15 protein-coding genes are annotated in these 22,767 nt (G+C 70.7%); 5 read left to right on the plus strand and 10 right to left on the minus strand.

Annotation, left to right across the window (positions count from 1 at the left end; all coding sequences use genetic code 11):
• Positions 1 to 77 precede the first annotated feature (77 nt).
• Both V6V89_RS29500 and V6V89_RS29505 read right to left on the minus strand, forming a co-directional pair.
• On the minus strand, positions 78 to 899 hold the full coding sequence (locus V6V89_RS29500) for a hypothetical protein (protein ID WP_334622750.1): 822 nt from the start codon (positions 897 to 899) through the stop codon (positions 78 to 80).
• Positions 900 to 911: 12 nt separating this feature from the next.
• On the minus strand, positions 912 to 2,351 hold the full coding sequence (locus V6V89_RS29505; RefSeq protein ID WP_334622751.1) for an aldehyde dehydrogenase family protein: 1,440 nt from the start codon (positions 2,349 to 2,351) through the stop codon (positions 912 to 914).
• 113 nt (positions 2,352 to 2,464) lie between these two features.
• Between V6V89_RS29505 and V6V89_RS29510 the strand changes: the two genes are divergently transcribed.
• Positions 2,465 to 3,898: a gamma-aminobutyraldehyde dehydrogenase gene (locus V6V89_RS29510; RefSeq protein WP_334622752.1), complete on the plus strand. Its 1,434-nt coding sequence runs from the start codon at positions 2,465 to 2,467 to the stop codon at positions 3,896 to 3,898.
• A 2-nt stretch (positions 3,899 to 3,900) separates the two neighbouring features.
• Positions 3,901 to 5,178 (plus strand): 4-aminobutyrate--2-oxoglutarate transaminase, encoded by a 1,278-nt coding sequence (gabT, locus tag V6V89_RS29515; protein ID WP_334622753.1) that lies wholly within the window; start codon positions 3,901 to 3,903, stop codon positions 5,176 to 5,178.
• On the opposite strand, the gene V6V89_RS29520 is transcribed toward gabT, so the two are convergent.
• Genes V6V89_RS29520 through V6V89_RS29535 form a run of 4 tightly spaced genes read right to left on the minus strand, consistent with a single transcriptional unit; the run spans position 5,175 to position 9,711 of the window.
• Positions 5,175 to 5,546: a DUF742 domain-containing protein gene (locus tag V6V89_RS29520; RefSeq protein WP_334622754.1), complete on the minus strand. Its 372-nt coding sequence runs from the start codon at positions 5,544 to 5,546 to the stop codon at positions 5,175 to 5,177. The genes gabT and V6V89_RS29520 overlap by 4 nt on opposite strands.
• On the minus strand, positions 5,543 to 5,953 hold the full coding sequence (locus V6V89_RS29525) for a roadblock/LC7 domain-containing protein (RefSeq protein ID WP_334622755.1): 411 nt from the start codon (positions 5,951 to 5,953) through the stop codon (positions 5,543 to 5,545). Before V6V89_RS29525 ends, V6V89_RS29520 begins: the two co-directional genes overlap by 4 nt.
• A gap of 27 nt (positions 5,954 to 5,980) precedes the next feature.
• Positions 5,981 to 8,431 carry a helix-turn-helix transcriptional regulator gene (locus V6V89_RS29530; protein ID WP_334622756.1) on the minus strand — a complete coding sequence of 817 codons (2,451 nt, stop codon included), beginning with the start codon at positions 8,429 to 8,431 and terminating at the stop codon, positions 5,981 to 5,983.
• Positions 8,428 to 9,711: an Hsp70 family protein gene (locus V6V89_RS29535; protein ID WP_334622757.1), complete on the minus strand. Its 1,284-nt coding sequence runs from the start codon at positions 9,709 to 9,711 to the stop codon at positions 8,428 to 8,430. The genes V6V89_RS29530 and V6V89_RS29535 overlap by 4 nt, the downstream gene beginning before the upstream one ends.
• 189 nt (positions 9,712 to 9,900) lie before the next feature.
• Here V6V89_RS29535 and V6V89_RS29540 point away from each other — a divergent pair, with 189 nt between their 5' ends.
• The 3 genes from V6V89_RS29540 to V6V89_RS29550 all read left to right on the plus strand — a co-directional run bounded on the left by V6V89_RS29540 (position 9,901) and on the right by V6V89_RS29550 (position 14,060).
• Complete coding sequence (locus V6V89_RS29540) at positions 9,901 to 10,743, plus strand: IniB N-terminal domain-containing protein (protein ID WP_334622759.1); 843 nt, start codon at positions 9,901 to 9,903, stop codon at positions 10,741 to 10,743.
• Between the two features lie 99 nt (positions 10,744 to 10,842).
• Positions 10,843 to 12,642 carry a dynamin family protein gene (locus tag V6V89_RS29545; protein WP_334622760.1) on the plus strand — a complete coding sequence of 600 codons (1,800 nt, stop codon included), beginning with the start codon at positions 10,843 to 10,845 and terminating at the stop codon, positions 12,640 to 12,642.
• Complete coding sequence (locus V6V89_RS29550; RefSeq protein ID WP_334622761.1) at positions 12,639 to 14,060, plus strand: hypothetical protein; 1,422 nt, start codon at positions 12,639 to 12,641, stop codon at positions 14,058 to 14,060. Before V6V89_RS29545 ends, V6V89_RS29550 begins: the two co-directional genes overlap by 4 nt.
• Here V6V89_RS29550 and V6V89_RS29555 read toward each other — a convergent pair.
• The 4 genes from V6V89_RS29555 to V6V89_RS29570 form a co-directional block, all read right to left on the minus strand.
• Entirely contained in the window at positions 14,045 to 18,949 is a 4,905-nt protein-coding gene (locus V6V89_RS29555; RefSeq protein ID WP_334622762.1) for a DNA repair ATPase, read from the minus strand. The genes V6V89_RS29550 and V6V89_RS29555 overlap by 16 nt on opposite strands.
• Positions 18,946 to 21,081, minus strand: coding sequence for a flotillin family protein (locus V6V89_RS29560; RefSeq protein ID WP_334622763.1), 2,136 nt, complete (start codon positions 21,079 to 21,081; stop codon positions 18,946 to 18,948). The genes V6V89_RS29555 and V6V89_RS29560 overlap by 4 nt, the downstream gene beginning before the upstream one ends.
• Positions 21,082 to 21,094: 13 nt before the next feature.
• Positions 21,095 to 21,694: a hypothetical protein gene (locus tag V6V89_RS29565; RefSeq protein ID WP_334622764.1), complete on the minus strand. Its 600-nt coding sequence runs from the start codon at positions 21,692 to 21,694 to the stop codon at positions 21,095 to 21,097.
• Positions 21,695 to 21,808: 114 nt separating this feature from the next.
• A complete protein-coding gene (locus V6V89_RS29570; protein WP_334622765.1) occupies positions 21,809 to 22,762 on the minus strand; it encodes an endonuclease domain-containing protein in 954 nt (317 codons plus the stop codon).
• Between the last annotated feature and the right edge of the window lie 5 nt (positions 22,763 to 22,767).

Raw genomic sequence — 22,767 nt, forward strand, 5'->3', positions numbered from 1 at the left:
GGCGGGCCGGGCGGGCCGGGCGGGGCCGGCGGGCCGGGCGGGCCGGGCGGGGCCGGCGGGCGAGGGAGGGGCGAGGGCTAGGCCGATGATGGGCGGGAGCGGCGGAGGACCGCTACTAGTAAGGCGCTGCCTACACCGACCATGGCCAGACCCGCCAGCATGAACGCCGTACCGATGCCGGCCGAGCCGTCATCGCCCGAGCCGGCCGCCGGTGCTGGCGCCGGCGCTGTCGTGGGGTCCGTGCTGGGCACCTCGGTCGGTGAGGCCGACGGTGACTGCGTGGTCGGCGACGGTGACGGCGACGGCGACTTGGACGGCGATCGGGACGGCGATGGTGACGGGGAAGGTGTGGTGCCCGTCACGCGCAGCGCTCCGGTCGACTGCCCAATGGCCAGACCGGCCGCGCTCGTCGCGGTACCTGTCACGTTGGCCGTACCGCCCGCCACGCCAGCCCGGAAAGCGACCCGGTAGCGGACCGTGACGTTCTCGTCGCGACACAGGGTGGGGTCGTCGGGCGAGGTGCGCGCGGTGGTGACCAGGCCACCGCTGCCAGAGCCGGACACCGACCGCCACGCTCCAGCGCTGAAGACCTCGACGGCCACCTGGTCGGCGGTCAGGCCGGGCAGGCTGATGGCGAGGGCGGTACGCACGATCAGGCAGCCCCGGCTGCGCTTGACCACCGCGACGCTCACCGCCCCCGGCGACCCGCCGGCCCGTACGCTCGCCGGCAGCCGCATCGTGACGCTGTCGTCCTTGGCCGGCGCCGCGAGGACTGAACCCGGCGCCGCTAGGACTGAACCCGGCGCCGCGAGGACTGAACCCGGCGCCGCGAGGGCCACGCCCGGCGCCCCCACCAGGGCGGCAACGAGTACCGCGGGAGCGAGTCGCAGGAACCTCATTACTCCCACACGCTACAAGTCCAGGCCGGTCAAGACCATGACTCGCGGCTCCGTGTAGTCGTCCATCGCGCTGCGTAGCCCTTCGCGACCGACCCCGCTCCCCTTCACGCCGCCGTAGGGCATCTGGTCGGCCCGGTACGACGGCACGTCCCCGATGATCACGCCGCCGACCTGCAGTGTGCGGTGCGCGGTGAACGCCGTCTGGAGGTTTCGGGTGAAGACGCCGGCCTGCAGCCCGTACGCCGAGTCGTTGATTGCCGCGAACCCAGCCGCGTCGTCGCTGACCCGCTGGACCACCAGCACCGGCCCGAACACCTCCTCGGCAAGCACCTTCGCGCCGGCCGGTACGCCGGTCAGCACGGTCGGCGGGTAGGTGGCGCCCTCGCGCCGGCCGCCCGTCACGATGGTGGCGCCGCCCGCCACCGCCTCGTCGACCCAGCTCTCCACCCGCCGCGCGGCGTCTTCGCTGATCAGCGGCCCGACGTCGACGCCCTCGTCGGCAGGGTCGCCCGTCTTGAGCCCTTCGACGGCCGCGATGAGCCGCGGCACGAACGCGTCTTCGAGCCACTCGTGCACGTACACCCGCTGCACCGCGATGCAGCTCTGCCCCGCCTGATAGTTCGAGAACGTGGCGATCCGCTGGGCCGCCCAGTCCAGGTCCTCCAGCGCCGACCAGTCCGAACACAGCAGTGCAGCCGCGTTGCCGCCGAGTTCGAGCGTGACGTGCTTGTGCGGCACCGCCTCGCGGATCGCGAGCCCGACCGGGCCCGACCCGGTGAACGACACCACCGGCAGCCGCGGGTCGGCCACCAGCGCGGGGGCGCGGTCGTTGGGCACCGGCAGTACCGAGAACATCCCCGGGGGCAGATCGGTCTCGGCCAGGATCGAGCCGAGCAGCAGCGCGCTCAGCGGGGTGGCCGGCGCCGGCTTGACCACGATCGGCGCGCCCACGGCGAGCGCCGGCGCGACCTTGTGCGCGACCAGGTTCAGCGGGAAGTTGAACGGGCTGATGCCCAGCACCGGACCGCGCGGAAAGCGCCGCACCACCGCCATCCGCCCGGTCGCCGCCAGATCCGTGTCCAGGCGCTGCAACTCGCCGGAGAAGCGCCGCGCCTCTTCGGCGGCCCAGCGAAACGTCGATACCGCGCGAGCCGCTTCCGCGCGGGCCCATTTGAGCGGTTTGCCATTTTCTGCGGTGATCAACCGTGCGACCTCGTCGGCCCGCTCGGCCAGCGTCCGCGAGACATGGTCGAGCGCCGCCGCCCGCGCGGCGGCGGGCAGAGCCGCCGCTTCGGCGGCCACGGACGACGCGGCAGCGACGGCCCGTTCCACCTGGTCGGGAGTGGCAAATGAGGTACGCCCAACCACCGCTCCATCAAAGGGATGGCGGATGTCCACCACCTGATCGCTCGCGTCCTGCCGACCGGCCACGTAGAACGGCGTTGGCTCCATAGTCGGCAACTGTAAACCACACGAAAACAGTGGCCTAATACCTTGTATGCCTCGGATTTAGTAGCGAAGATGGCGAGTGGGATGCGATTACCGCCGTCAACCGGGAGCCTTCGATGACTGACAAGCCCGTGCTGCGCAACTTCGTCAACGGCGAGTACACCGAGCCCATCGACGGTCAGTACAGCGACCTCGTCGACCCCTGTACCGGAGAGGTCTTCGCGCAGGCCCCGCTGTCGTCGCAGCGCGACATCGACGCGGCCATGGACGCCGCCGCGACCGCGTTCGAGTCGTGGCGCGACTCGACGCCGGCCGAGCGCCAGCGTGCGCTGCTCAAGTTCGCCGACGCGGTGGAGTCCCGGGCAGCCGACCTGGTCGACGCGGAGGTACGCAACACCGGCAAGCCCCGGCAGCTCACCACCGACGAGGAGCTCCCGCCGTCCGTCGACGAGCTGCGCTTCTTCGCCGGGGCCGCCCGCATCCTGGAGGGCCGGTCGGCCGGCGAGTACCTGGCGGGGCACACCTCATACGTCCGGCGCGAGCCGATCGGGGTCTGTGCCCAGGTCACACCGTGGAACTACCCCTTGATGATGGCCATCTGGAAGATCGCTCCCGCGCTCGCGGCCGGCAACACCGTCGTACTCAAGCCGTCCGACACCACACCGGTCTCCACGCTGCTGCTCGCGGAGATCGCCTCGCAGTGCCTACCGCCCGGCGTCTTCAACGTGGTCTGCGGCGACCGCGATACCGGCCGGGCGCTCGTGTCCCACCCGACGCCACAGCTCGTGTCGATCACCGGCTCCACCCGGGCTGGCAAGGAGGTGGCCGCCGCGGCGGCGCCCGATCTGAAGCGCACCCACCTGGAGCTGGGCGGCAAGGCACCCGTTGTGGTGTTCGACGACGCCGACCTGGCCGCCGCCGCGGAGGCGATCGCGGTAGGCGGCTACTTCAACGCCGGCCAGGACTGCACGGCCGCGACCCGGGTGCTCGCCGGCCCGGGCGTGTACGACGACGTGGTGGCCGCCCTGGTCGAGCAGGCGCGTGCGACTAAGACGGGCGCGCCCGACGACGAGGACGTGCTCTACGGCCCGCTCAACAACGCCAACCAGATGACCCGGGTCAGCGGCTTCGTCGACCGGCTGCCCAACCACGCGTCGCTCGGCGCCGGCGGCTCGCGGGTGGGCGAGCGCGGCTTCTTCTACGCCCCTACCGTCGTCTCCGGGGTCCGGCAGCAGGACGAGATCATCCAGGACGAGGTGTTCGGCCCGGTCATCACGGTGCAGCGGTTCACCGACGAGGACGAGGCGGTGCGCTGGGCGAACGGCGTCGAGTACGGCCTCTCCGCCTCGGTCTGGACTTCAGACCACGGTCGCGCGATGCGGATGACCCGGCGGCTCGACTTCGGCTGCGTCTGGGTCAACACGCACATCCCGTTCGTGTCGGAGATGCCACACGGCGGCTTCAAGCACTCCGGCCACGGCAAGGACCTGTCCATGTACAGCCTGGAGGACTACACGCGGGTCAAGCACGTCATGCACAACTGGGGCTGACCGTGGCCTCCTCGGAAGAGCTGCACAAGCGGCGCACCGCGGCGGTTGCCCGGGGCGTCGGCAGCGTCATCGCCTCCTATGTGGACCACGCCGGTGGCGGCACGCTGACCGACGTGGACGGTCGAGAGTGGATCGATTTCGCGTCGGGTATCGCGGTCACGTCGGTCGGCAACGCCGCACCCCGCGTCGTCGAGGCCGTCCAACGACAGGCAGAACGCTTCACCCACACCTGCTTCATGGTCGCCCCATACGAGTCCTACATCGCCGTCTGCGAAACCCTCAACACCCTCACCCCAGGCGACAACGAAAAACGCTCCGCCCTATTCAACTCCGGCGCCGAAGCCGTCGAAAACGCCATCAAAATCGCCCGCCACGCCACCGGCCGACCCGCCATCATCACCTTCGACCACGCCTACCACGGCCGCACCAACCTCACGATGGCGCTCACCGCCAAGAACATGCCCTACAAACACCGCTTCGGCCCATTCGCCGGCGAAATCTACCGAGTACCGGTGTCCTACCCATTCCGCGACGGCGGCCTCGCTGGCGGGCAGGCCGCCGCCCACGCCGTCGACCTGATCGAAAAGCAAGTCGGCGCCGACAACGTCGCCGCCATCATCATCGAACCCATCCAAGGCGAGGGCGGCTTCATCGTCCCCGCCGACGGATTCCTACCCACCCTCGTCACCTGGACGCGCGCCACCGGAGCCACCTTCATCGCCGACGAAATCCAAACCGGCTTCTGCCGGACCGGCACCTGGTTCGCCAGCCAACACGAAGGACTCGTCCCCGACCTCATCACCACCGCCAAAGGCATCGCCGGCGGCCTACCACTCGCCGCCGTCACCGGACGCGCCGACCTCATGGACGCCGTCCACACCGGCGGCCTCGGCGGCACCTACGGCGGCAACCCCATCGCCTGCGCCGCCGCCCTCGCCACCATCCAGACCATGCACGAACTCGACCTGTGCGCCGCCGCCCGCTGGATCGAGGCCACGGTGCTCCGCCGGCTGCACGATCTGGCCGTCCGGCATCCCGAGATCGGCGACGTACGCGGCCGCGGCGCCATGCTCGCCATCGAAATCGTGGCGCCGGGCACGCTCACACCCGACCCGGCCACCACCGCTGCCGTCTCCGCCGCCTGCCATCGTGCCGGCCTGCTGACGCTGACCTGCGGCACGTACGGCAACGTGCTCCGCTTCCTTCCACCGCTCGTCATCGACGAGTCGACCCTCCACCGCGGCCTCGACATCCTCGAAGCCGCCATCACCGGGCGCTAGAGGGCTCTCAGACCCGCCAGGACGGCCTCCAGGAGCTCTTCTGACGGGCCGGTCGACGCCATTGCCGGCTCACGGGTCTCGATCAGGTTCGCGTTGAGCAGGTCACCGAGCAGCACGCGCACCGTGCCGGCCGGCAGGTCGAGGTATGCGGCGATCTCGGCGACCGACAGCGGACACTGGCACATCCGCAGGATCCTCGCCTGCTCGGGCGTCACGTTGGTCGGGATGATTTCGGCACGTGCCACCACGAGCGTGATCAGGTCGAACCGGCCACGCACCGGCTCGGTCCGGCCGCGCGTCATCGCGTACGGCCGCACGACGGGGCCCGCGGCCTCGTCGTACCAGACGTCGGGAGGGAACGGTGTCATGTCACGGTTGCCAACTGGGTGAACGCTGGCAGGTGCCGGTCGGCGCGCCCGGCGAAGAGCGCCATCTCGTACGCGATCACACCCACGTCGGAACCGGCTCCGAAGATCACCGCGAGGATCGCCCCGCCCTTGGCGGCTGTCACGAACAGGAAGCTTCGTCTCATCTCGACGGTCACCTGCCGGACGTTGCCGCTCTCGGAGAACTGGCCCGCCGCCACCGACAGCGCGTAGAGGCCAGCGACCACACTGGAGATCTGGTCCGCCACCGCGTCGGTGGTGCCGCGCGAGGCGGCGAGAAGCAAGCCGTCGGGAGACATCGCAACCGCGTTCTCCGCCGGGGCGACGCGGTCGATGACATCGTCCAGGAGCATGGCGAGGTCGCCGGTCGTGACTGCGGGGTGAGCCACCTTGTCCCCTCTCGTGGTTGTGATCGCCTATTCGCTCGGCCGCCGTGGCCAGGGGGCACGCCGCAGTGGCTCACCGCCGGGACGGTCAGCCGTCATGGCCCGAAGTCGCGCCAGCAGGTCGCTGCGGCTGGTGCATCCCAGCCGTTGACGCATCCGAGCCACATGGTGCTCAACTGTCTTTGCCGAGATGAAGAGCCGGTCACCGATCTGCTTGTATGTCAGACCGGTCAGCACCAGCTCAGCCACCTCCTGCTCGCGCTCGCTGAGCCGGGTCTGCGCCGGCTGCGCCGTTGCGTCCGGCATGTGCTCCGCGGCCGACGAGCGCGTCCCCTGCGGTCTCCCCTGGAACAGCCTCGCACAATCGAGCAGCGTCGTCATCGCCCGGCGGTCAGATGTGCGGATCGCGGCCTGGCCGGCGAGCCGCGCGGCGTCCCAGCACAGGCCGGCGCCGTGCAGCCCTCGGGCGGCCGCCTCGACCTTCGCCGGGTCGACGATCCCGCGCAGCACCTCGATCCAGCTCAGGGCAGCGGCGGCCACCACCGACCCGTACCGGGAGTGGTCGCCGCTGCGCACCAGCGCAGCCACGTGCTCGTCGGCGGCGGCCGGCTCTTCGGCGAGGATCGCCGCGTGCAGGCCGCTCCACCGCAACGGCGTGGTCCAGAGTGGAGGATTGCCGAGCCGCTCCAGGAGCGCGTCGGCGTCGCGTAGGTGGGCGACGAGCCGGGCCTGCTCGCCGAGCCGAGCAGCGGCCACCGCCAGTTCGCCGAGCGGCAGCAGCGTGAAGAGGTCGACCGGGTGCCGCATGACCGCCTCGCGGGCACGGCCCCAGCCCCGGTGCAGCGTCGCGAGGTCGCTGTTGCGCCGCGCGATACCCACCTCCAGAGCCGCGGCGAAGAGCAGGTCACGAGGTTCGAGCCGGGCGGCCCCGAGCGACGCGAGCCGCTCCTGCGCCGCAGCGGTGCGCCCGCGCACCATGAGAGTCCAGGCCTGGAGCAGCCGGTGCCGGCGTGACATCAGCGTGGCGCCCATGTCGACGGCGACCGCGCGGTCGAGCACGGACTCGCCCATGTCAAGCTCGCCGCTGTGCAGCGCCACCAGGGCGGCCAGCGCGGCCGGGCTGTCGGGCAGCAGTACGGCTTGGCCGGCCGGTTCGAGGAGCGCGGCGGCCTGCACCAACGTGGACAGCGCGCCGGTCGCCGAGCCGGTGAGCGACTCACGGACGCCCTCGGCCATCAGCGCGGCGGCGCCCGCGAGCAGGGTCGGCGGGCCATCGGGTGCCACCTGCGTGGCGCGCTCCGGCCGGCCGGTACCAAGGAATCCCACCGTGGCGAAGGCGACCGACGACGGGGTGCCTGACCAACCGTAGAGCTCCGCGCTGCGGCCGAGTTGGCCGCGGTGCGCGAGCGCGGTCGCGGCGACGGCCGCGCCGGCGGCGCGGTCGGGCGAGGACTCCACGGCGACGAGCTGGTCGGCGATGCGCAGGCCGGCGTCCAGATCTCCGGCGAGCGCCGCGGCCAGCGCGCGACGCGCGGCCGTCGGGCGGCCAGCGGCGGACGCGTGCGCGAACAGCTCCGCTGCCAGCGCCGGCTCGTCGGCCAGCGCCTCGTCGGCAGCAGCCTCGAACGCCGCGGCCAGGCCGGCGCCGCCGACGCCCGCCGCGAGCACCGAGCGGGCGAGTGGCAGTACCGTGCCGCCGCGCGCCAGTTGCAGCTCGGCGAGCCGCTGCCACACCGCCGTACGCTGCGCGGCCGGGCTGAGCAGGGCGACCGCGCGACGGGCCACGGGCACCGGCCGGCCGTCCGGCCCGAGCAACCCGGTGGCCCGGGCGGCGTCCAGAAGCTCGTCGACCGTCACCAAGTCGGCGTCGAGCAGCGCGCCCAGCAGGTCGGCGGGCAGCTCCACCCCGGTGGCGGAGGCCAGCAGCAGCCCGCGTACGTCGGCGGGAAGCCCGTCCAGGTCAGCGCGGAACTGCACCAGGGCGGCCGGCGGCACCTCGCCGCCGGGTTGCTCCACGGCGACGGCGAGCCGTTCGACGAAGCGCGGCACCCCGCCGGCCTGCGCGTGGAGGTAGCGGGCGAGTGCGGCGCTGGCGCCCGGGCCGAGGTACTCCGCGGTCTGCCGCTCGCTGAACGGCGCGAGAACGAAGGGCCGGAGCCGCGCCACCAACTGGCCGAGCGCCGCCGGCCGGGGCCACGGGCGGTACGCCAGGACGAGCCCGCCGCGCTGCTCGGCGACCTGTTCGGCCAGCTCGCGCAGCCGCTCCTCGGGCAGCAGGTGGGCGTCGTCGGCGAAGATCACGCCACGGTCGGCGCCACCTCGCTGGACGGCCTCGGCCAGCTCGCGTAGCAGCGTGCTCTTGCCGTAGCCGGCGGGCGCCTGGACGGCAAGCCACAGTGGACCATCTTCGGCGGCGGCGAGCAGGGCGCGCACCCGCTCGTCCGCGACGTACGGCGCCGCGGTCGTCATGCGGGAACTCACGGACGGCCTCCGACCAGGCCGCGGATGCGCTGGCCCGAACGCATGCGCGGCAGCTTCAACGGGGTGGTCTTCAGGGGCGGCCGGGGCGGGGGCGCCGCACCCATCTCACCCTCGTTCACGTACGGGGGCGGCTCGGGGTTCGACATCCGCAGTGCCGGCGGCTCCGCTGTCCACACAGGATCGTGGTACTCCGTGACGGGCGGCGCCAGGAGCTGGGCCGCGGCCAGCGCGGCGCCAGCGGCGGCGGTGCATTGCGGATCGGCGTCGACCGCCACCGGCACCGGCAGCTCGGCGGCGATCATCTCGGCGACCAGCGGCATCCGCGCGGCGCCGCCCGCCAGCGCGACCGCGTCGACCTGCCCTGCGTCGACCCCGACGGTGTGGATCGTGCGCACGAGCGTGTCGACGGTGTGCCGCACCGCGGGCCGGATCGCGCCCTCCAACTCCGCAAGCGTCACCGGCACCCGCAGGTGGCCACGCGGCAGGTGCACCGGGACGTCGGTCTCCGCCTCGACACTTAACCGCTCCTTGGCCCGGGTGCACTCGCGCCGCAGCCCGAAGAGCGCCAGGCGGACCTGCGGCCCGTCGAGCTCGCGCAGTTCCCGGGCGAGCTTGCCCCGTACCAGGGCGGCGAGCGCGTCGTCGACGTCGTCGCCGCCGAACCGCTCGACCGGCGCGGCGCTGCCGAGCAGCCGGAAGCCGACCGGGTCGGCCCAGCTCACCACGGACGTCTCGTACCCGCTGCCCCCGAGCGAATACACCGCCACCGTCCCGCCGGGTACGCCGCGCGCCGCGTGCCGTTCCGCGACCAGCACCGGCTCGGGCAGCAGCGTGACGTTGGCGAGCCCGATGTCCCAGAGGGCGCGGTGCAGCAGCTCACGGCGGTACTTGCCCCAGCTCGCAGGGTGGCTGATCACGACCTGCTCGGCGACCTCGCCCTCGTCGGCCAGCACCCGCTCGACCACCCACATCGCGAGCACGGCGGTGAGGGCCTGCGGGGTGCACGGCTCGTTGCCGACCAGGAGCGGAACGTCGTCGCCGATACGCCGGCTGAAGCCCCGGGCGAGCCGGGTGGCGTCCGGACGGGCCGGCTCTTCGGGACGGGCGGGCTCTCCTACGGTGAGGGTGCCATCACCCCCCATGTGCAGCACGGACGGCACGGAGTTGCCCCAAGCCCCCAGCCGGACCACCTCGGGCTCCCCCCAACCGTTTCCGTGCAGGCGGGAGACAGCGGCGGTCGTACTCGTACCACCGATGTCGATCCCCAGCACGTACGGCATGCGAACACTCCTCCCGAACGGTCCCTGACGTTCGTACCAGAGATGTCCGTGCGACTGGACCACCAATTCTGCCCTGCCAGATCCCCTAATCCCCTAACGGCCGGGTACGGGGATGCCCTAACGGGGCCCGGGCACAACCCGGCACGGTCCCCGATGCCCGGTGCGCCACCGGCCAATAGCTTTCTGCCCATGGATTCGTCTCAAACGCTGCACGACTTCGTGCTGAACCTGCTCACCAACGCGGAGGCGCGCTCGGCCTTCGAACTCGACCCTGAGGGCGTGCTCAACGACGCTGGTCTGGGCGACATCACGGCCGCCGACGTGCAGGACGTGGTGCCGCTGGTGGTCGACTACGCCCCGGTGCAGGGCATCACCCAGCTCGCCCCGGTGCAGGACCTGGGTATCGGCGCCATCGACAGCGACCCCGCGAACGTGATCGGCCAGCTCCAGGCCGTCACCAGCCAGCTGACGGCGGGCGTGCAGTCGACCAGCGCCGACGTCAACGTGGCCGCGATCGGCGCGATCGCGGTCGACTCGACCGGGCTCGGCGCGGTCACCACGAGCGTCCTGCCTGGCCTGGGCCTCTCGGCGAGCACCTCCGGCGCGGCCGTCGACCTGTCCGGCGTGCATGATGTGGCCGACACCCTCGACGCCGACGTGGTCAGCCCCGTAACCGCCGACGCCACCGGCACGGTCGACACGACGCTGGGTACGGCCAACGGCCTGCTGAGCGGCTCGCCGGTCGACGGCGTGCTCGGCACCACCGACGCCACGCTGGGCACCGTCACCGGCACCCTCGACCACGCCACCGGCCTGGTCGACGGGCTCGGCCTCCCGGTCGAGGTGCCGGACGTCTCCTCCGTGACCGGCGACTCTTCGCTGGTGGGCGGCGCCACCGGCACCGTGACCGGCGCACTCGACGGCGTTGGCGTGGGCGGCCTGCTCAGCGGCGACGCCAGCGTGCACGGCTCCGCCGACGCGAGCGCCCACGCCGACACCGGTCTGCTCGGCGCCACCGACATTCTCTTCTGAGGGGATAAAAGCGGGAGAGGCCGAATCGGGTCCGGCCTCTCCCGCCCCTTTCAAACCCACCCTCTTGATAAATGAGGGGAAATCAGCACACTTGGTCCGGTGACTCCGACCTGGCTCAACGTCCTGGACGAGACGGCCCGGGTGTGCGCGGCGCACGGCCGCACCGACCTCATCCAGTGGGTCCAGCAAAAACGCGCCCAACTGGTCGACCCGACCCTCCGGGTGCTGGTGGTCGGCGAGCCCAAGCAGGGCAAGAGTCAACTGGTCAACGCGCTCATCAACGCACCAGTGTGCCCGGTCGGTGACGGCCTCACGACGGCGATCCCCACGGTGGTGCGGCACGCGGAGACGCCGACCGCGATTGTGATCGAGGGCCCCGGACGCGGCCCCACCCCGGTGCCCGTCGACGACATGGCCGCCCGGATCAGCACGGCGGTCAGCCGGCGCACAGATGCGGCGGAGTACGCGGAGATCGGTGTACCGCGTGGGCTGCTCGCGGCGGGTCTGGTGCTCATCGACACGCCCGGCGCCGACGGTGACAACCTGCCCGCGGCGGGCAACTCGGTCGCCGCCCCCGCCCGCGCCGATGTTGTGATCATGGTCACAGACGCCACTCGCGAACTCTCGGTCACCGAGGTCAACCTGCTCCTACACGTGGTGCGGTCGCATCCCAAGGTGGTCGTCGCACTGACCAAGACAGACATCTCGCCGCACTGGCGCCTGGTCGCCGAACGCAACCGCCAGCACCTCGCCAGCGCCGGCATCGCGGCCCCCCTGGTGCCGGTCTCCGCGACGCTGCGCCTGGCGGCGGCGCGCACCAACGACAAAGCCATCAACGCCGAGTCGGGCTTTCCCGACCTGGTGGCACGCCTGAAGCAGTACCTCGCAGGCAAGAACGACGTGCTCGCACCCACGGCCGTCGGCGTGCTCACCGCCACCGTCATCGAGCAGCTCGCCGCGCCGCTGCGCGCGGAACTGTCCGCGAAGGACTCCGAAGAGCCGATGGCCAGGCTGTACGAGGCGCAACGCACCCTCGACGAGCTGCGACGCTGCTCCACCCGGTGGCAGAACACGCTGAACGACGAGATGACCGACCTGATGTCCGACATCGAGTACGACCTGCGCGAGCGGACCCGGCAGATCATGCGCAAGGTCGACGACGCGTTCGACGCGGCCGACCCGCTGCGCACCTGGGAGGACTACCAGGCGTGGCTGGAGACGAGCCTCACCGAGGTCGCCGAGTCGAACTTCGCGTGGCTGCTGTCGCGCTGCGACTGGATCAGCGGCCGGGTGGCCGACCACTTCGTGCGCTACGAGGCCGACATCGTGCCCGAGTGGCGGGTGAACATGCCAGATCTCACCCGGCACATCGGCACGATCGACCAGCCCAACATCGAGCGTTTCACCCCGATGCAGAAGGTTTTCACGGGACTGCGCGGCTCCTACGGCGGACTGCTGATGTTCGGCCTCGCCACCACGATGGCCGGGATGCCACTCATCAATCCCATCTCGCTGGGCGCTGGCGCGCTCTTCGGTGGCAAGACCATCCGCGACGAGGGCAAGTCGCTGCTGCGGCGCCGCCAGGCGCTCGCCAAGAACGCCACCCAGCGGCACATCGACGACTTCTTCCTGCGGCTCAACAAGGAGTGCAAGGACACGGCCCGCTGGGTGCAGCGCATCCTGCGTGATCACTACACGTCGGTGACCGAGCAGCTGCACGACGCGATCGTGCACTCGCTGCGCAACGCCAAGCAGGCAGCAGATGCCGACGCCGCCGAGCGCAACAAGCGGCAGATGGAGATACAGCAGCAGATGCGGCGGCTCGCCACGCTTTACGAGCAGGCGCAGGCGCTGACCGTGCGACCGGAGGGTCCCGCGGTGCTGGAGCCCGTCGGATGAGGGGTGCACCGCTTTCCGAGTCGGTGTGGACCCTGCTCAACGATGCCTTGGAGCTGTACCGGGACAGCTGGCCGGCCACCGATCGGCTGCGGCACCATCTGAACCGCTTCGGCGAGCCGCTACGCATCGCGGTCGCCGGGCCGTGGCAGTCTGGCAAGTCCACATTGGTCAACGCGCTCGTCGGTGACGAGGTCGCACCGATCGAGGCGCCCGGCGGGCAGCCGGTCTTCGCCTGGTACCAGGACGGCCCCGAGCCGCACGCGATGGCGTACCCGGCCGGCGCCGAGCTGCCAGTGACTAGGTCGGCACAGGGTTTGCACCTCGACATCGGACGGTGGGATCCGGCACCGGTCAACGACGTCGTGGTGACGTGGCCGACCCGCACCCTGCGGCACGCCACGGTCATCGACACGCCCCCGGTGCCGTCCGCCTGCGACAAGATCCTCCGAGACGCCGACGCGGTGCTGTACCTGACCAGGGATGGACGCGGCACCGACCTGCACGTCCTGGAGTGGCTACAGGACGGCATGGTGGCCAAGGCAGCTCCCGTCAACGCGCTGCTGGTACTCTCCCGGGCCGACGAGACCGGCGGTGGGCGCATCGACGCCCTGCTCGCCGCCCGCCAGGTGGCCCGGCGGCACCTGCGCGACCCGCGGATCAGTGGGCTGTGCCTGGGCGTGGTGTCGGTGGGCGGCCTGGTCGCGCTCGCCGGCCGGGTGCTGACCGAGACCGACTTCGCGGCGCTCGCCACGCTCGCCGGCGCGCCCCGCACCGAAGTGGACGGCTATCTACTGTCGACCGACCGCTTCACGGGCGCCGAATTTCCCGCGCCCGTCGGCGTCGAGGCCCGGCGCGCGCTGCTCGACCGGCTGGGCATCTTCGGGGTACGGCTGGCGACGACGCTCATCCGCACCGGCAGCGACACCCGCGCCAAGCTCGCCGCCGAGCTGGTGCGCCGCAGCGGGCTGGCCGAGCTGCGCGAAGCGGTCAGCCGGTGCTTCGTCGACCGGCGAGACGCGCTGCGGGCCCGGTCGGCGCTCGCCGCCCTCGAATCCGTACTGCTCACCGAGCCCCGGCCGGGCTCCGACGTGCTGCTCGCCGAGCTGGAGCGCGTACTGGCCGGCGCGCACGACTTCCGCGAACTGCGCCTGTTGGCGTCGTTGCAGGGGCAACGGGTCGCGTTCGAAAAGGACCTGACCGCGGAGGCCCGGCGGCTGATCGGCGAAAACGGCACCGGGCTCGCCGCCCGGCTCGGCGTCGACCAGCGCGCCACCGCGTCCGAGCTGTGGCGGCTCAGCTCAGCGGCGCTCGGCCGTTGGCAGGAGCACAGCGAAGATCCCCTGTTCGACGCCGACCAGCGCCGAGCCGCCGAGGTGGTCGTCCGGACCTGCGAAGGGCTCCTCTACTCGCTCTCCTGAAGGGCCGCGGCCTTGTTGATGGCGGTTTCTACGCCCGCCACGCGGTCGGCCAGCAGGCCCATCGCGCCGACCGCCCTCGTCATCGGGTCGTCTTCCGCGCCGCCCAGCGCCCGCTGCTTCAGGTACCCGGCCTTCACCTCGGCCCACCGCTGCGCCTGCTCGGGCGTCATCCGGCCGCGCAGCTCGGCGAGCTTGAGCAGGTTGGCCTCGGCGCCGGTGGTCAGCGTCTGCGCTTCGCCCACGTAATGATCGTCGATGACGGCTTCCAGCTCGTCGTCGTTCATGACCGGCACGATCCGCTCGGCGAGCTTGTTCATGTTTCGGTACGAACCCTGAAGCTGGAACGGCGGCTCGGTGCGGGACGCGTCGGCCTGCGCCGCCGAGGCTATGTACGCCTGGTTGTTGGCCAGCACGACGCGCTGCACCCGCAGCAGCTTGCGCAGCACCGAGAGGATCTGGTCCAGCTCAACCGCCGAGTAGGGGTGGCGCAGCTGGTCGGGGCGCACCGACTCGTCGCCCTTCGCGAGCCGCACCAGCAGCTCGACGTCACTGCGCTCGCGAGTGGACAGTTGCGAGAGGACGGTGTTCGACGTGAGCGAGTTTTCGATGCAGCTCAGGGCGAAAGCCTCCTCCTTGCCCGACAGCACGTCGCCGAGGTTCCACACGTCGGCACGGTTGGCGAGCATGTCCGGCACCCGGAAGCGTTGCCCCGACTCGGTGTACGGGTTACCCGCCATGCATACCGCGAACCGCTTGCCGCGCAGGTCGTACGTGCGGGTGCGACCCCGCCACACGCCCTCCATCCGGCGCTGCCCGTCGCAGAGCGATATGAACTTCTGCAACAGCTCCGGCGAGGTGTGCTGGATGTCGTCGAGGTAGAGCAGCACGTTGTTGCCCGTCTCCAGGGCGAACGTGATCTTTTCTACCTCCTGCCGCGCCGTCGCGTTCGGTGCCTCCGCCGGGTCGACCGAGGTCACGCTGTGACCGAGCGACGGCCCGTTCACCTTGACGAACATCAGGCCCAGCCGGCTCGCCACGTACTCCATGAGCGTGGTCTTGCCGTAGCCGGGCGGGGAGATGAGCAGCAGCAGGCCCATCTGGTCGGTACGCTTGGCGTCGCCTACCGCGCCGAGCTGCCGGGCCAGGTTGGTGCCGATCAGCGGCAGGTACACCTCGTCGAGCAGCCTGTTGCGCACGAACGCGCTCATCACCTTCGGCTGGTGCTCCTCCAGCCGCAGCCGGGTGCGCTCGGCGGCGATCAGCTCATTGCGCTGGCGCTGGTATGCCCGGAAGGCGGGCACTCGCTGGGCACGGTACCGCCGGGTGCGGGCCAGCACCTCGTCGAGGCGCAGCTCGATGCGGCGGTCCACCACGCGGGTGTGGGTGCCGAGCAGGCCCTCCACAGTGGCCGACAGCTCAGCCGACGAGTCGTACCGGGGCACGTCCTTGTCGCACAGCTCCACGGCGACCGCCTCTGGCAGCTCGTGGTCGGTCAGGTCGCCTGCCGTGTCGACAAAGGAGCGCAACCACGCGGTGACGAGCTGCCGCCGGGCCGCCACGTCGTCGCCCAGCGCGCGCAGGTCCTGCTCGAACTCGCTGTCCGACGGGCCGCCAAGCGCCCGGTGGAACCGGTCCAGCAGGGTCCGGGCGCCGGCGCTGGTGACGAAGCCGAACGGTGCGGTGGACAGCTCCTCGAAGAGGTACTCCCCCGCGAGACCGCCGTCCGGCTCGTCGGGCAGGTACTCGCGGATCGCGGTGGACAGCTCGTCGCACAGCTCGCCGATCGCGTCGACGCGGCCGAACGCCTTGCGGGCACGGGCAAGCGAGGTCGCCCGCGTCGACCAGGCGGCCCGCGCCTCGTCCGTGGTGCCGTACGCCCAGAAGAGCTGCGCGGCGGCTCGCGCATCCGGCGGGTACCGCAGCAGGCCAGCGCCCGCGTGCAGGCGCAGCAGCGCGGCCAGGATCGCGGCGGCGTCCTGGTCGTGCACGCCGCGCTCGTACCCCTCGTCGTAGCGGGACTCGGCGACCCGGCGCACCAGGTCGCGCAGGCCGCTCTCGGTGACGGCCGCCTCGTGCAACGGATCCAAAGAGGACGCGTCCATCAGGATCGATGCCGCCAGGTACTCCGCCCGGTACACCTCAGGCGTCTCGGAGACCAGCAGCTGCTCCCAGAAGGGGCGGGTGGCCGCGAAGCTCTCATCCTCCACAGGAGACCGGTAGTCGGTGCCGGTGACGGCGAACGCCATCTTTCCGGCGTGCGGCACCAGCGTGAGGTCGATCGCCTGGGTGTTGACGGCGAAGCGGTGCCGGCCGAGCTGGATGGTCTCGCCGCCGTCCTGGTACAGGTCGAGCCGGTCGCGCAGGCTCCTGCCGGCCTCCTGGCGGGCGGCCTTGATGCGCCCCTCCAGCTCCTCGCTGCGCACCTGGTCACCCAGCGCGCGCAGGTCGCCGGCCACGCCGCGCAGCTTGGTGACCATGGGGTCGGAAGCGAAGTACGTGTTTACCTCGTCGATCGACTTGAGCGTCGCAACCCGGCGGGCGACGCTCGTGAGGATGCGTTCGGCCGAGTCGACCAGCCGGTCGGAGCGGCGCGCCCGCTCGTCGAGCAGCGCCTGCTTACGCGACGAGAACGCCTCGTACACGTCGGTGCGCTTCGCCGAGAGCTCGGTCAGGAAGTCGTCGAACTCGCTGAACCGTGACTCCAGGTTTTCCAGCTGCAGCAGCAGCCGACCGAGCTGCTCGTCGCATCGCTCGGGGCTGTCCGCGACGGCGAGCGCGCCGGTGACCGCCTGCCCAAGGAGTGCGAACTCGGCCGCGAACTCGGCCCGCCCCTCGGTGGCGAGCAGCGCCTTGCGGCGGCCGTCCAATGTGGCCCGCGCGCGGTTGATGCCGGCGAGCACCTCGCCGATCCGTTCCAGTATCCCGGTGCGCACGGTCGCGTCGGCGATGTCGAGGGTGCCGACCACCTCGGTGAGCACCTGGAGGCCGTTGGACTGTGTGGACAGCCGGGTGGCGACCGGCTCGGCCGCCGCCACGGTGGCGATGGCTTCCGCGTCGGTCACCAGCCGCTCGATGTCCGCGTGATAGCCGCTGAACGCGTCTTCCTGCTGGAGGAACCGCACCGCGCGCTCCGCCGCGGAAGCCAGCTCCTCCTTCAGTACCCGGTCTTGCTCGTCGATCCGGCCGGTATCCACATAGCGCAGTTCGCGGAGCGTGACCAGGCGTCCCTGCGCGGCGCGCAGCTCGGCGAGCTGCCCGACCCACGCGTCGGTGCTCAGCGGCGTCTCGCCGCGTGCCCGCCGAACCAGCGCGGTGATCTGGCCAGTGGCCTCTTCCAGCGCCGCGGCGGCCTGGTCGGTGAGCGCCTGTACGTTCTCGAACTCGTCCAGTACCTGCTCGGCGGTCGCGCGCACCTCGGCGAGTGGCGCGCGCAGGTCGCCCAGCTCGCGCTCGCCCAGCCAGTGGTAGTGGTCGAAGATGCGGGCGCAGGCGGAGATCAGCCCTTCGAAGACGGCCGTGGACGGGCTCATCTCGTCGACCATGCGCGACACCGACAGGCAGTCCGAGATCCCGCGTACCAGGTCGGCGTTGCCGACGCGCTCCAGCGGCCCGGTGCCGACCGGCTGCTTCGCGGCGTAGGTGTCCGACAGGTAAGGCGTCTGCCACACCTGCATCGGGTGCACCCGGGTCGGCTCGTCTGACGTGGCCCGGAAGACCACCAGCGTGCCGTCGTCGAAAAGCGAGTAGCCGTGGCACGGTACCGGGGCTGCGACCTCTTTGCGGATCACGTTGTACGGCAACAGCAAGGAGCGGCCCTCGGCGCGGGCGTGGAAGACGTACAGCACGTCTTCGCCGTTGGTCGACCGGATGACCCGCTCGAACTCCAGGCTCGTCACGTCGGTGTCGAACGTGCGGCTGGCCCCGGTCGCCAGATAGTAGCCGCCCGGGAAGATGAGGCCATGGTCTTCCGGCAGCCGCTGGCACGCCTGCCCGATGCCGTCGAGCCGCACCACACCCTTGGTCCTGGTGTTGAACACCAGGTGCCGCCAGGCGGTCTCCTTGTACGGCCGGATGCGCAGCAGGATCAGCGACCCGACCCGGGCGTACTGGATGTCGGCGTCGGCGAGGCTCTGCAATGGCTCTTCGACCGGCTCGCTGTAGATGCCCTCGCCGGTCTCGGTGTTGTTTTCGACCTTGACGGTCAGCGTGCCGCCGACCGTCTCGACGAAGACGTCGCCGTCGATGGAGATGTGCGGGTGCCGGCCGGTCACGTGCTGATCGCGGGTGGTTTCAACCCACTCGAAGTCGTGCGATGCCGGAAAGACGTGGTCGCGCTCGCCGCGGTTGTCCATGTAGGACATCGAGCCGTCGGGGTCGATCCGCCACCGCAGCACCCGGATGTCCTCCGGCCGCGGGCCGGTCTGGAAGATGGCCAGCAGCCGCCCCTCCATCCGGCGTATCTGCATGAGCCGGGTCTCCCGGTAGTACCGGTACAGCTCGCCAAAGTCCCGAAGGAACTGCGGGTCGCGCAGGAAGGCCCCGTCGCCGGGCGCGTCGAACCGGAACGCCTCGCCGTCGCGACTGAACGCGTGCAGCGAGAACACGTCGTCGACTGTGGTCTCCGGCTTGAGTCCAATGAAGACGTTGTAGCCGAAGAGCATCAGCCCATCGATCGACACGATGTCGCGCGGCACGCAGTTGTGCTCGGTGCGGATGCGCTCGGTGCCGATGAGGCGCAGCTCCGCGGCGCCGAAGACCTTGAGGCGCTCGGCGTTGAGCGCCTCCGCCCTCCGGGCCAGCTCGGCCGCGCGCTCGCCGAGCCGGCCGCGCAGCACCTCGTAGGTGCCGGCGTCCAGATCGGCGCGCGCCTCCTGCGTAGCCGCGGTCACTTCGAGTTGAGCTCAGCGATCGGCGCGTCGGCGAGGCCGAGGCGCTTTGCCGTGCTGAGCAGTTCCTTCAGCTTGTCGGCGTCGGCACCACCGGACTTCATCTGCTGCGCCAGGAACGCGGACAGTGTGAGGTTCTGCACGTCGGCGGTGCTGAGCGAGCCGAGCACCTTGGCGAGGTCCTGGGTGAAGTTGGCCGAGCCGTCCAGGTAGGGCCGGGCCAGGCTCTGCGTGACGTCGGAGTGCTGCACGAAGCCGTCGACGCTCTTGCCGGCGGTGATCGAGCCCATCAGCCGGTCGAAGAACACCGAGTCGCCGCCGACGATGTCGATGTTCGCCCGCTCCAGGCCCTTGCCGACGATGGTTGCCTGCGCCTCGGCCACCTGCCGCTGCACGTCGATGCTGGCGAGCCGGATCTCCTTCTCCGCCTCCAGCCGCAGACGGTACTCCTCGTGCTGGCGCGTCGCCTCGTCGAGCGCGGCCATCGCAGCGGCCTTGTCCGTGAGGCCCTCGGCCTCGCCCTTGAGCTTCTCGCGTACCGCGTCGGCCACCGCTAGCGCCTTCTCCCGCTCGACTGCGGCCTCGGCGAGGCCGAGCTTCTCCGTGCCCGTGGCCACCGCGAGCGCCTTCTCCCGCTCGACCGCGGCCTCGGCGAGGCCGACCTTCTCGGCGCCCTCGGCCGCCGCCAGGGCCTTCTCCCGCTCGACTGCGGCGTGCGCGCGGCCCACCTTCTCGATGGCCACGGCGTCCCGCTCGCGCACCTGTACCTCGGCCAGGCCCTCGGCGGCCGCCTCGGCCTGCACGCCTTCGGCGAGCCGGATCTTCGCGCGAGTCTCCAACTCGGCGGCCTGCTGCCGCGCTTCGGCCAGCACCAGCGACTCGCGGGCCTTGTGCTTCGCGGCCTGCTCGGCGGCCTCGGCGGCCTTGATGTCCTTGACCAGGGCCTCCTGCGCCTCGGCCTCGGCGTGGATCACGGTCGCCTGGCGCGCCCGCTCGGCCTCCTCGACGACCCGCAGGCGCTTGATGTTCTCTTCCTGCTCAGCGACGGTCTTCTCGACCGCGATGCGCTCACGGATCACCTCGGCGATGGCCCGCTTCTCGGCCTCGACCTCCTTGTCCTTGGAGATCGTGGTGAGCTCGGTCTCGCGCTGGCGGGCGATGACCTCCAGCATGCGGTCCTTTTCGATCTTTTCGGTCTCGATCGCGATGACCCGCTCGCGGTTCTTGGCGGCGACCGCGATCTCGCGCGCCTTGTTCTCCTGCTGGATGCCCAACTGCTCCTCGGTGCGCAGGTGCGCGCCCTCGGCCCGCTGCCGCTCCTGCGCGTGGGCCATGGTGATCTCGGCCTCTTCGCGCGCCCGCAGCGTCTCGATCTCCCGCCGCTGCTTGATCTCCGCCTCGGCCTGCTGCCGCTCCAGCTCCAGGATGGTCTGGCGCGCGTCGACGTTCTGGCGGGTGATCTCCTTCTGTTCCTTCTTCTGGAACTCGTTGGTCTTGACGTGCTCGATCGCGGTCAGCTCGGTGATCTTCCGGATGCCCTGCGCGTCAAGGATGTTGGCCGGGTCCAGTTTGGACATCGGCGTCTGCTCCAGGAAGTCGATCGCCGCGTCCTCCAGGCTGTACCCGTTGAGGTCGGTGCCGATCACCGCGATGATCTGGTCGCGGAACTCGTCGCGCTTGGTGTACAGATCGACGAAGTCGAGTTGCTTGCCCACCGTCTTCAGCGCCTCGGAGAACTTCGCGTTGAAGAGTTCCTGCAACGTCTCCTGGTCGCTGGCCCGGAGCGTGCCGATGGCCTGCGCCACCTTGATGACGTCTTCGGTCGTCTTGTTGACCCGTACGAAGAACGAGATGCGAATGTCCGCGCGGATGTTGTCGCGGCAGATGAGCCCTTCGTTGCCCGTCCGCTCGATCTCGATCGTCTTGACCGAGATGTCCATGATCTCGGCCTTGTGCAGCACGGGCATGACGACGGCGCCGGTGAACGTGACGTCGACCTTCCGCACCTTAGAGACGATCAGTGCCTTGCCCTGCTCGACCTTCCGGAAGAGCCGGCCCACCATGAAGAGAAGGCCGACGAAGACGAGCAGCAGCACAGCGATGAGCACGCCTAGCCCGGTGGTGATGACATCCATCAGATGTTTCCTTCTAACTGTGAGGGGCGACGGGCGTGACCCAGAAGAACTCGCCGTCGACGTCATAGTCGTAGATGAGGGCCTGGCTGCCCGCGCGCAGCGGGTCTTCGCCCGCCTGCCGGACCTGCACGATGGCGGAGGAGCCGTCGGCGGCGGTCACTTCCGCCTGGCCGAAGCTGGCGCTGACCCGCCCGGTGCGGATCACGCAGAGCCCGCCGACGAAGTCGTTGCGAGACGCCTCCGGGCCGGCGCGAAAGACCTTGCGCAACGGCACCATCAACAGGCGGGTGCACAGCCACGCGAGGAGAACAGCGATAACGAGCGCCACGGCAGCGAGCACCGGGCCACTGAATAGGACGCCGCCGACAAGGCTGGCAAACCAGGCGACCGCGATCAGAATGGAACCCACCACGGCGACGGGCGCGCCGCCGAGACCTAGGCCGCCGAGGAAATCACCGAAGCCGTCCGCGTCTTCGACATCGGTGGTACCGGTCAAAACCAGCACCCAGTACGCAACGACGATCAGGAGGAGAAAGCTGAAAAGGACGGTCGGAAATTCGAGCGTCGCCTCGACAAAGCCGCCCATCGCCTCGCGCCGCCCCCCGTTCGTCATCCAGCGGTACCCAGGATGATGACACGCCGAGTCAACCTGCAAGAAGTCGGCGCTCAGGTCGCGCGCACCGCCGAGATCTTGAATAGTTGTTGTAGCTCCAGCAGCAACAACTATTCAAGATCTCGGGCGCCAGCCCGATGCCTCCAGCGCCGCGCGAATCTGGCGCGCCACCTCCGCCGGACGGGTGCGGAGGTCGAAAGCGGCGAACCGCAGAATACGGTCACCGGCGATCCAGACCTCGTTCTGCCGTCGCATATCCGCGGCCCACTGCCCCGCGTCCATATGGTGAGCGCCATCGATCTCGATGTGGACGCGCCACTCGCGCCAGTACCCGTCGAGGTACCGCACCCGGCCGCTGGCGTCGGTTCGGCGCTCTTGAAGGTCTGGCACGGGCAACCCGTGTCGCCGGCACAGCCGGACAAGGTTGATCTCCGAAAGGGCCTCGGCGCCACCTTCAAGATCGGCTATGGTCGCCACCATCAGAGCATGGCGACGCGCCTTGGGCATCGTCTTCACGACGTCGCCTAACTCCGCTGGCGTGACGCGGCGCTGCTGGTAGGCAGCGGCGAGCACCGACTGCGCGTCAGCGTCGGAGTGCATCCACTGCGCGGCGTCCACGACCGACCGCGCCATCGAGGTGCGGTCTGGGCGGGCGCGCTGCCGGTGCGACTCCGGAAGTGTCTGCGTGCGGCGGACGCGGACGGCTGCCATGTCGATCGGGAGGCGGCGCAACAGGTCGGCGGCGTATCGCCCATAGGGGATAAGCACGTCGACCGGCTCGTATCGCCATTTGCCGCGCAAGCCGCCCGCTCGTGCCGCCGCTAGACCGGCGAGGAGCGCACCTTCGCCTGCCGCCAGCACAGCCACCCACCACTGCTGTTCGCGGCTGACCGGTCCGTTCCCCGCAATCAGTAAGCCGCGGCAGACGCGGCGCCAGCGGCCGGTCTTGAGCAGGTGACGGACTCGGCCCGCGCCCAGCTCGGCCACCGCCTGCGGCCACGTGATTACGCCGGACTGCTGGAACAGTAGCCATTCCAGGGCGCTGGCGTCGTCCTTCGGTAGTCCCACACCGC

The sequence above is a fragment of the Micromonospora sp. CPCC 206061 genome (assembly GCF_036906915.1).
Taxonomy (GTDB): domain Bacteria; phylum Actinomycetota; class Actinomycetes; order Mycobacteriales; family Micromonosporaceae; genus Phytohabitans.

What these genes read in the sequence shown, in the direction of transcription:
- V6V89_RS29505 (WP_334622751.1), bottom strand. Translation starts at nt 2,351, where the DNA reads ATGGAGCCAACGCCGTTCTACGTGGCCGGTCGGCAGGACGCGAGCGAT.
- V6V89_RS29520 (WP_334622754.1), bottom strand. Translation starts at nt 5,546, where the DNA reads ATGACACCGTTCCCTCCCGACGTCTGGTACGACGAGGCCGCGGGCCCC.
- V6V89_RS29510 (WP_334622752.1), top strand. Translation starts at nt 2,465, where the DNA reads ATGACTGACAAGCCCGTGCTGCGCAACTTCGTCAACGGCGAGTACACC.
- V6V89_RS29500 (WP_334622750.1), bottom strand. Translation starts at nt 899, where the DNA reads ATGAGGTTCCTGCGACTCGCTCCCGCGGTACTCGTTGCCGCCCTGGTG.
- V6V89_RS29540 (WP_334622759.1), top strand. Translation starts at nt 9,901, where the DNA reads ATGGATTCGTCTCAAACGCTGCACGACTTCGTGCTGAACCTGCTCACC.
- V6V89_RS29550 (WP_334622761.1), top strand. Translation starts at nt 12,639, where the DNA reads ATGAGGGGTGCACCGCTTTCCGAGTCGGTGTGGACCCTGCTCAACGAT.
- V6V89_RS29535 (WP_334622757.1), bottom strand. Translation starts at nt 9,711, where the DNA reads ATGCCGTACGTGCTGGGGATCGACATCGGTGGTACGAGTACGACCGCC.
- V6V89_RS29560 (WP_334622763.1), bottom strand. Translation starts at nt 21,081, where the DNA reads ATGGATGTCATCACCACCGGGCTAGGCGTGCTCATCGCTGTGCTGCTG.
- V6V89_RS29565 (WP_334622764.1), bottom strand. Translation starts at nt 21,694, where the DNA reads ATGACGAACGGGGGGCGGCGCGAGGCGATGGGCGGCTTTGTCGAGGCG.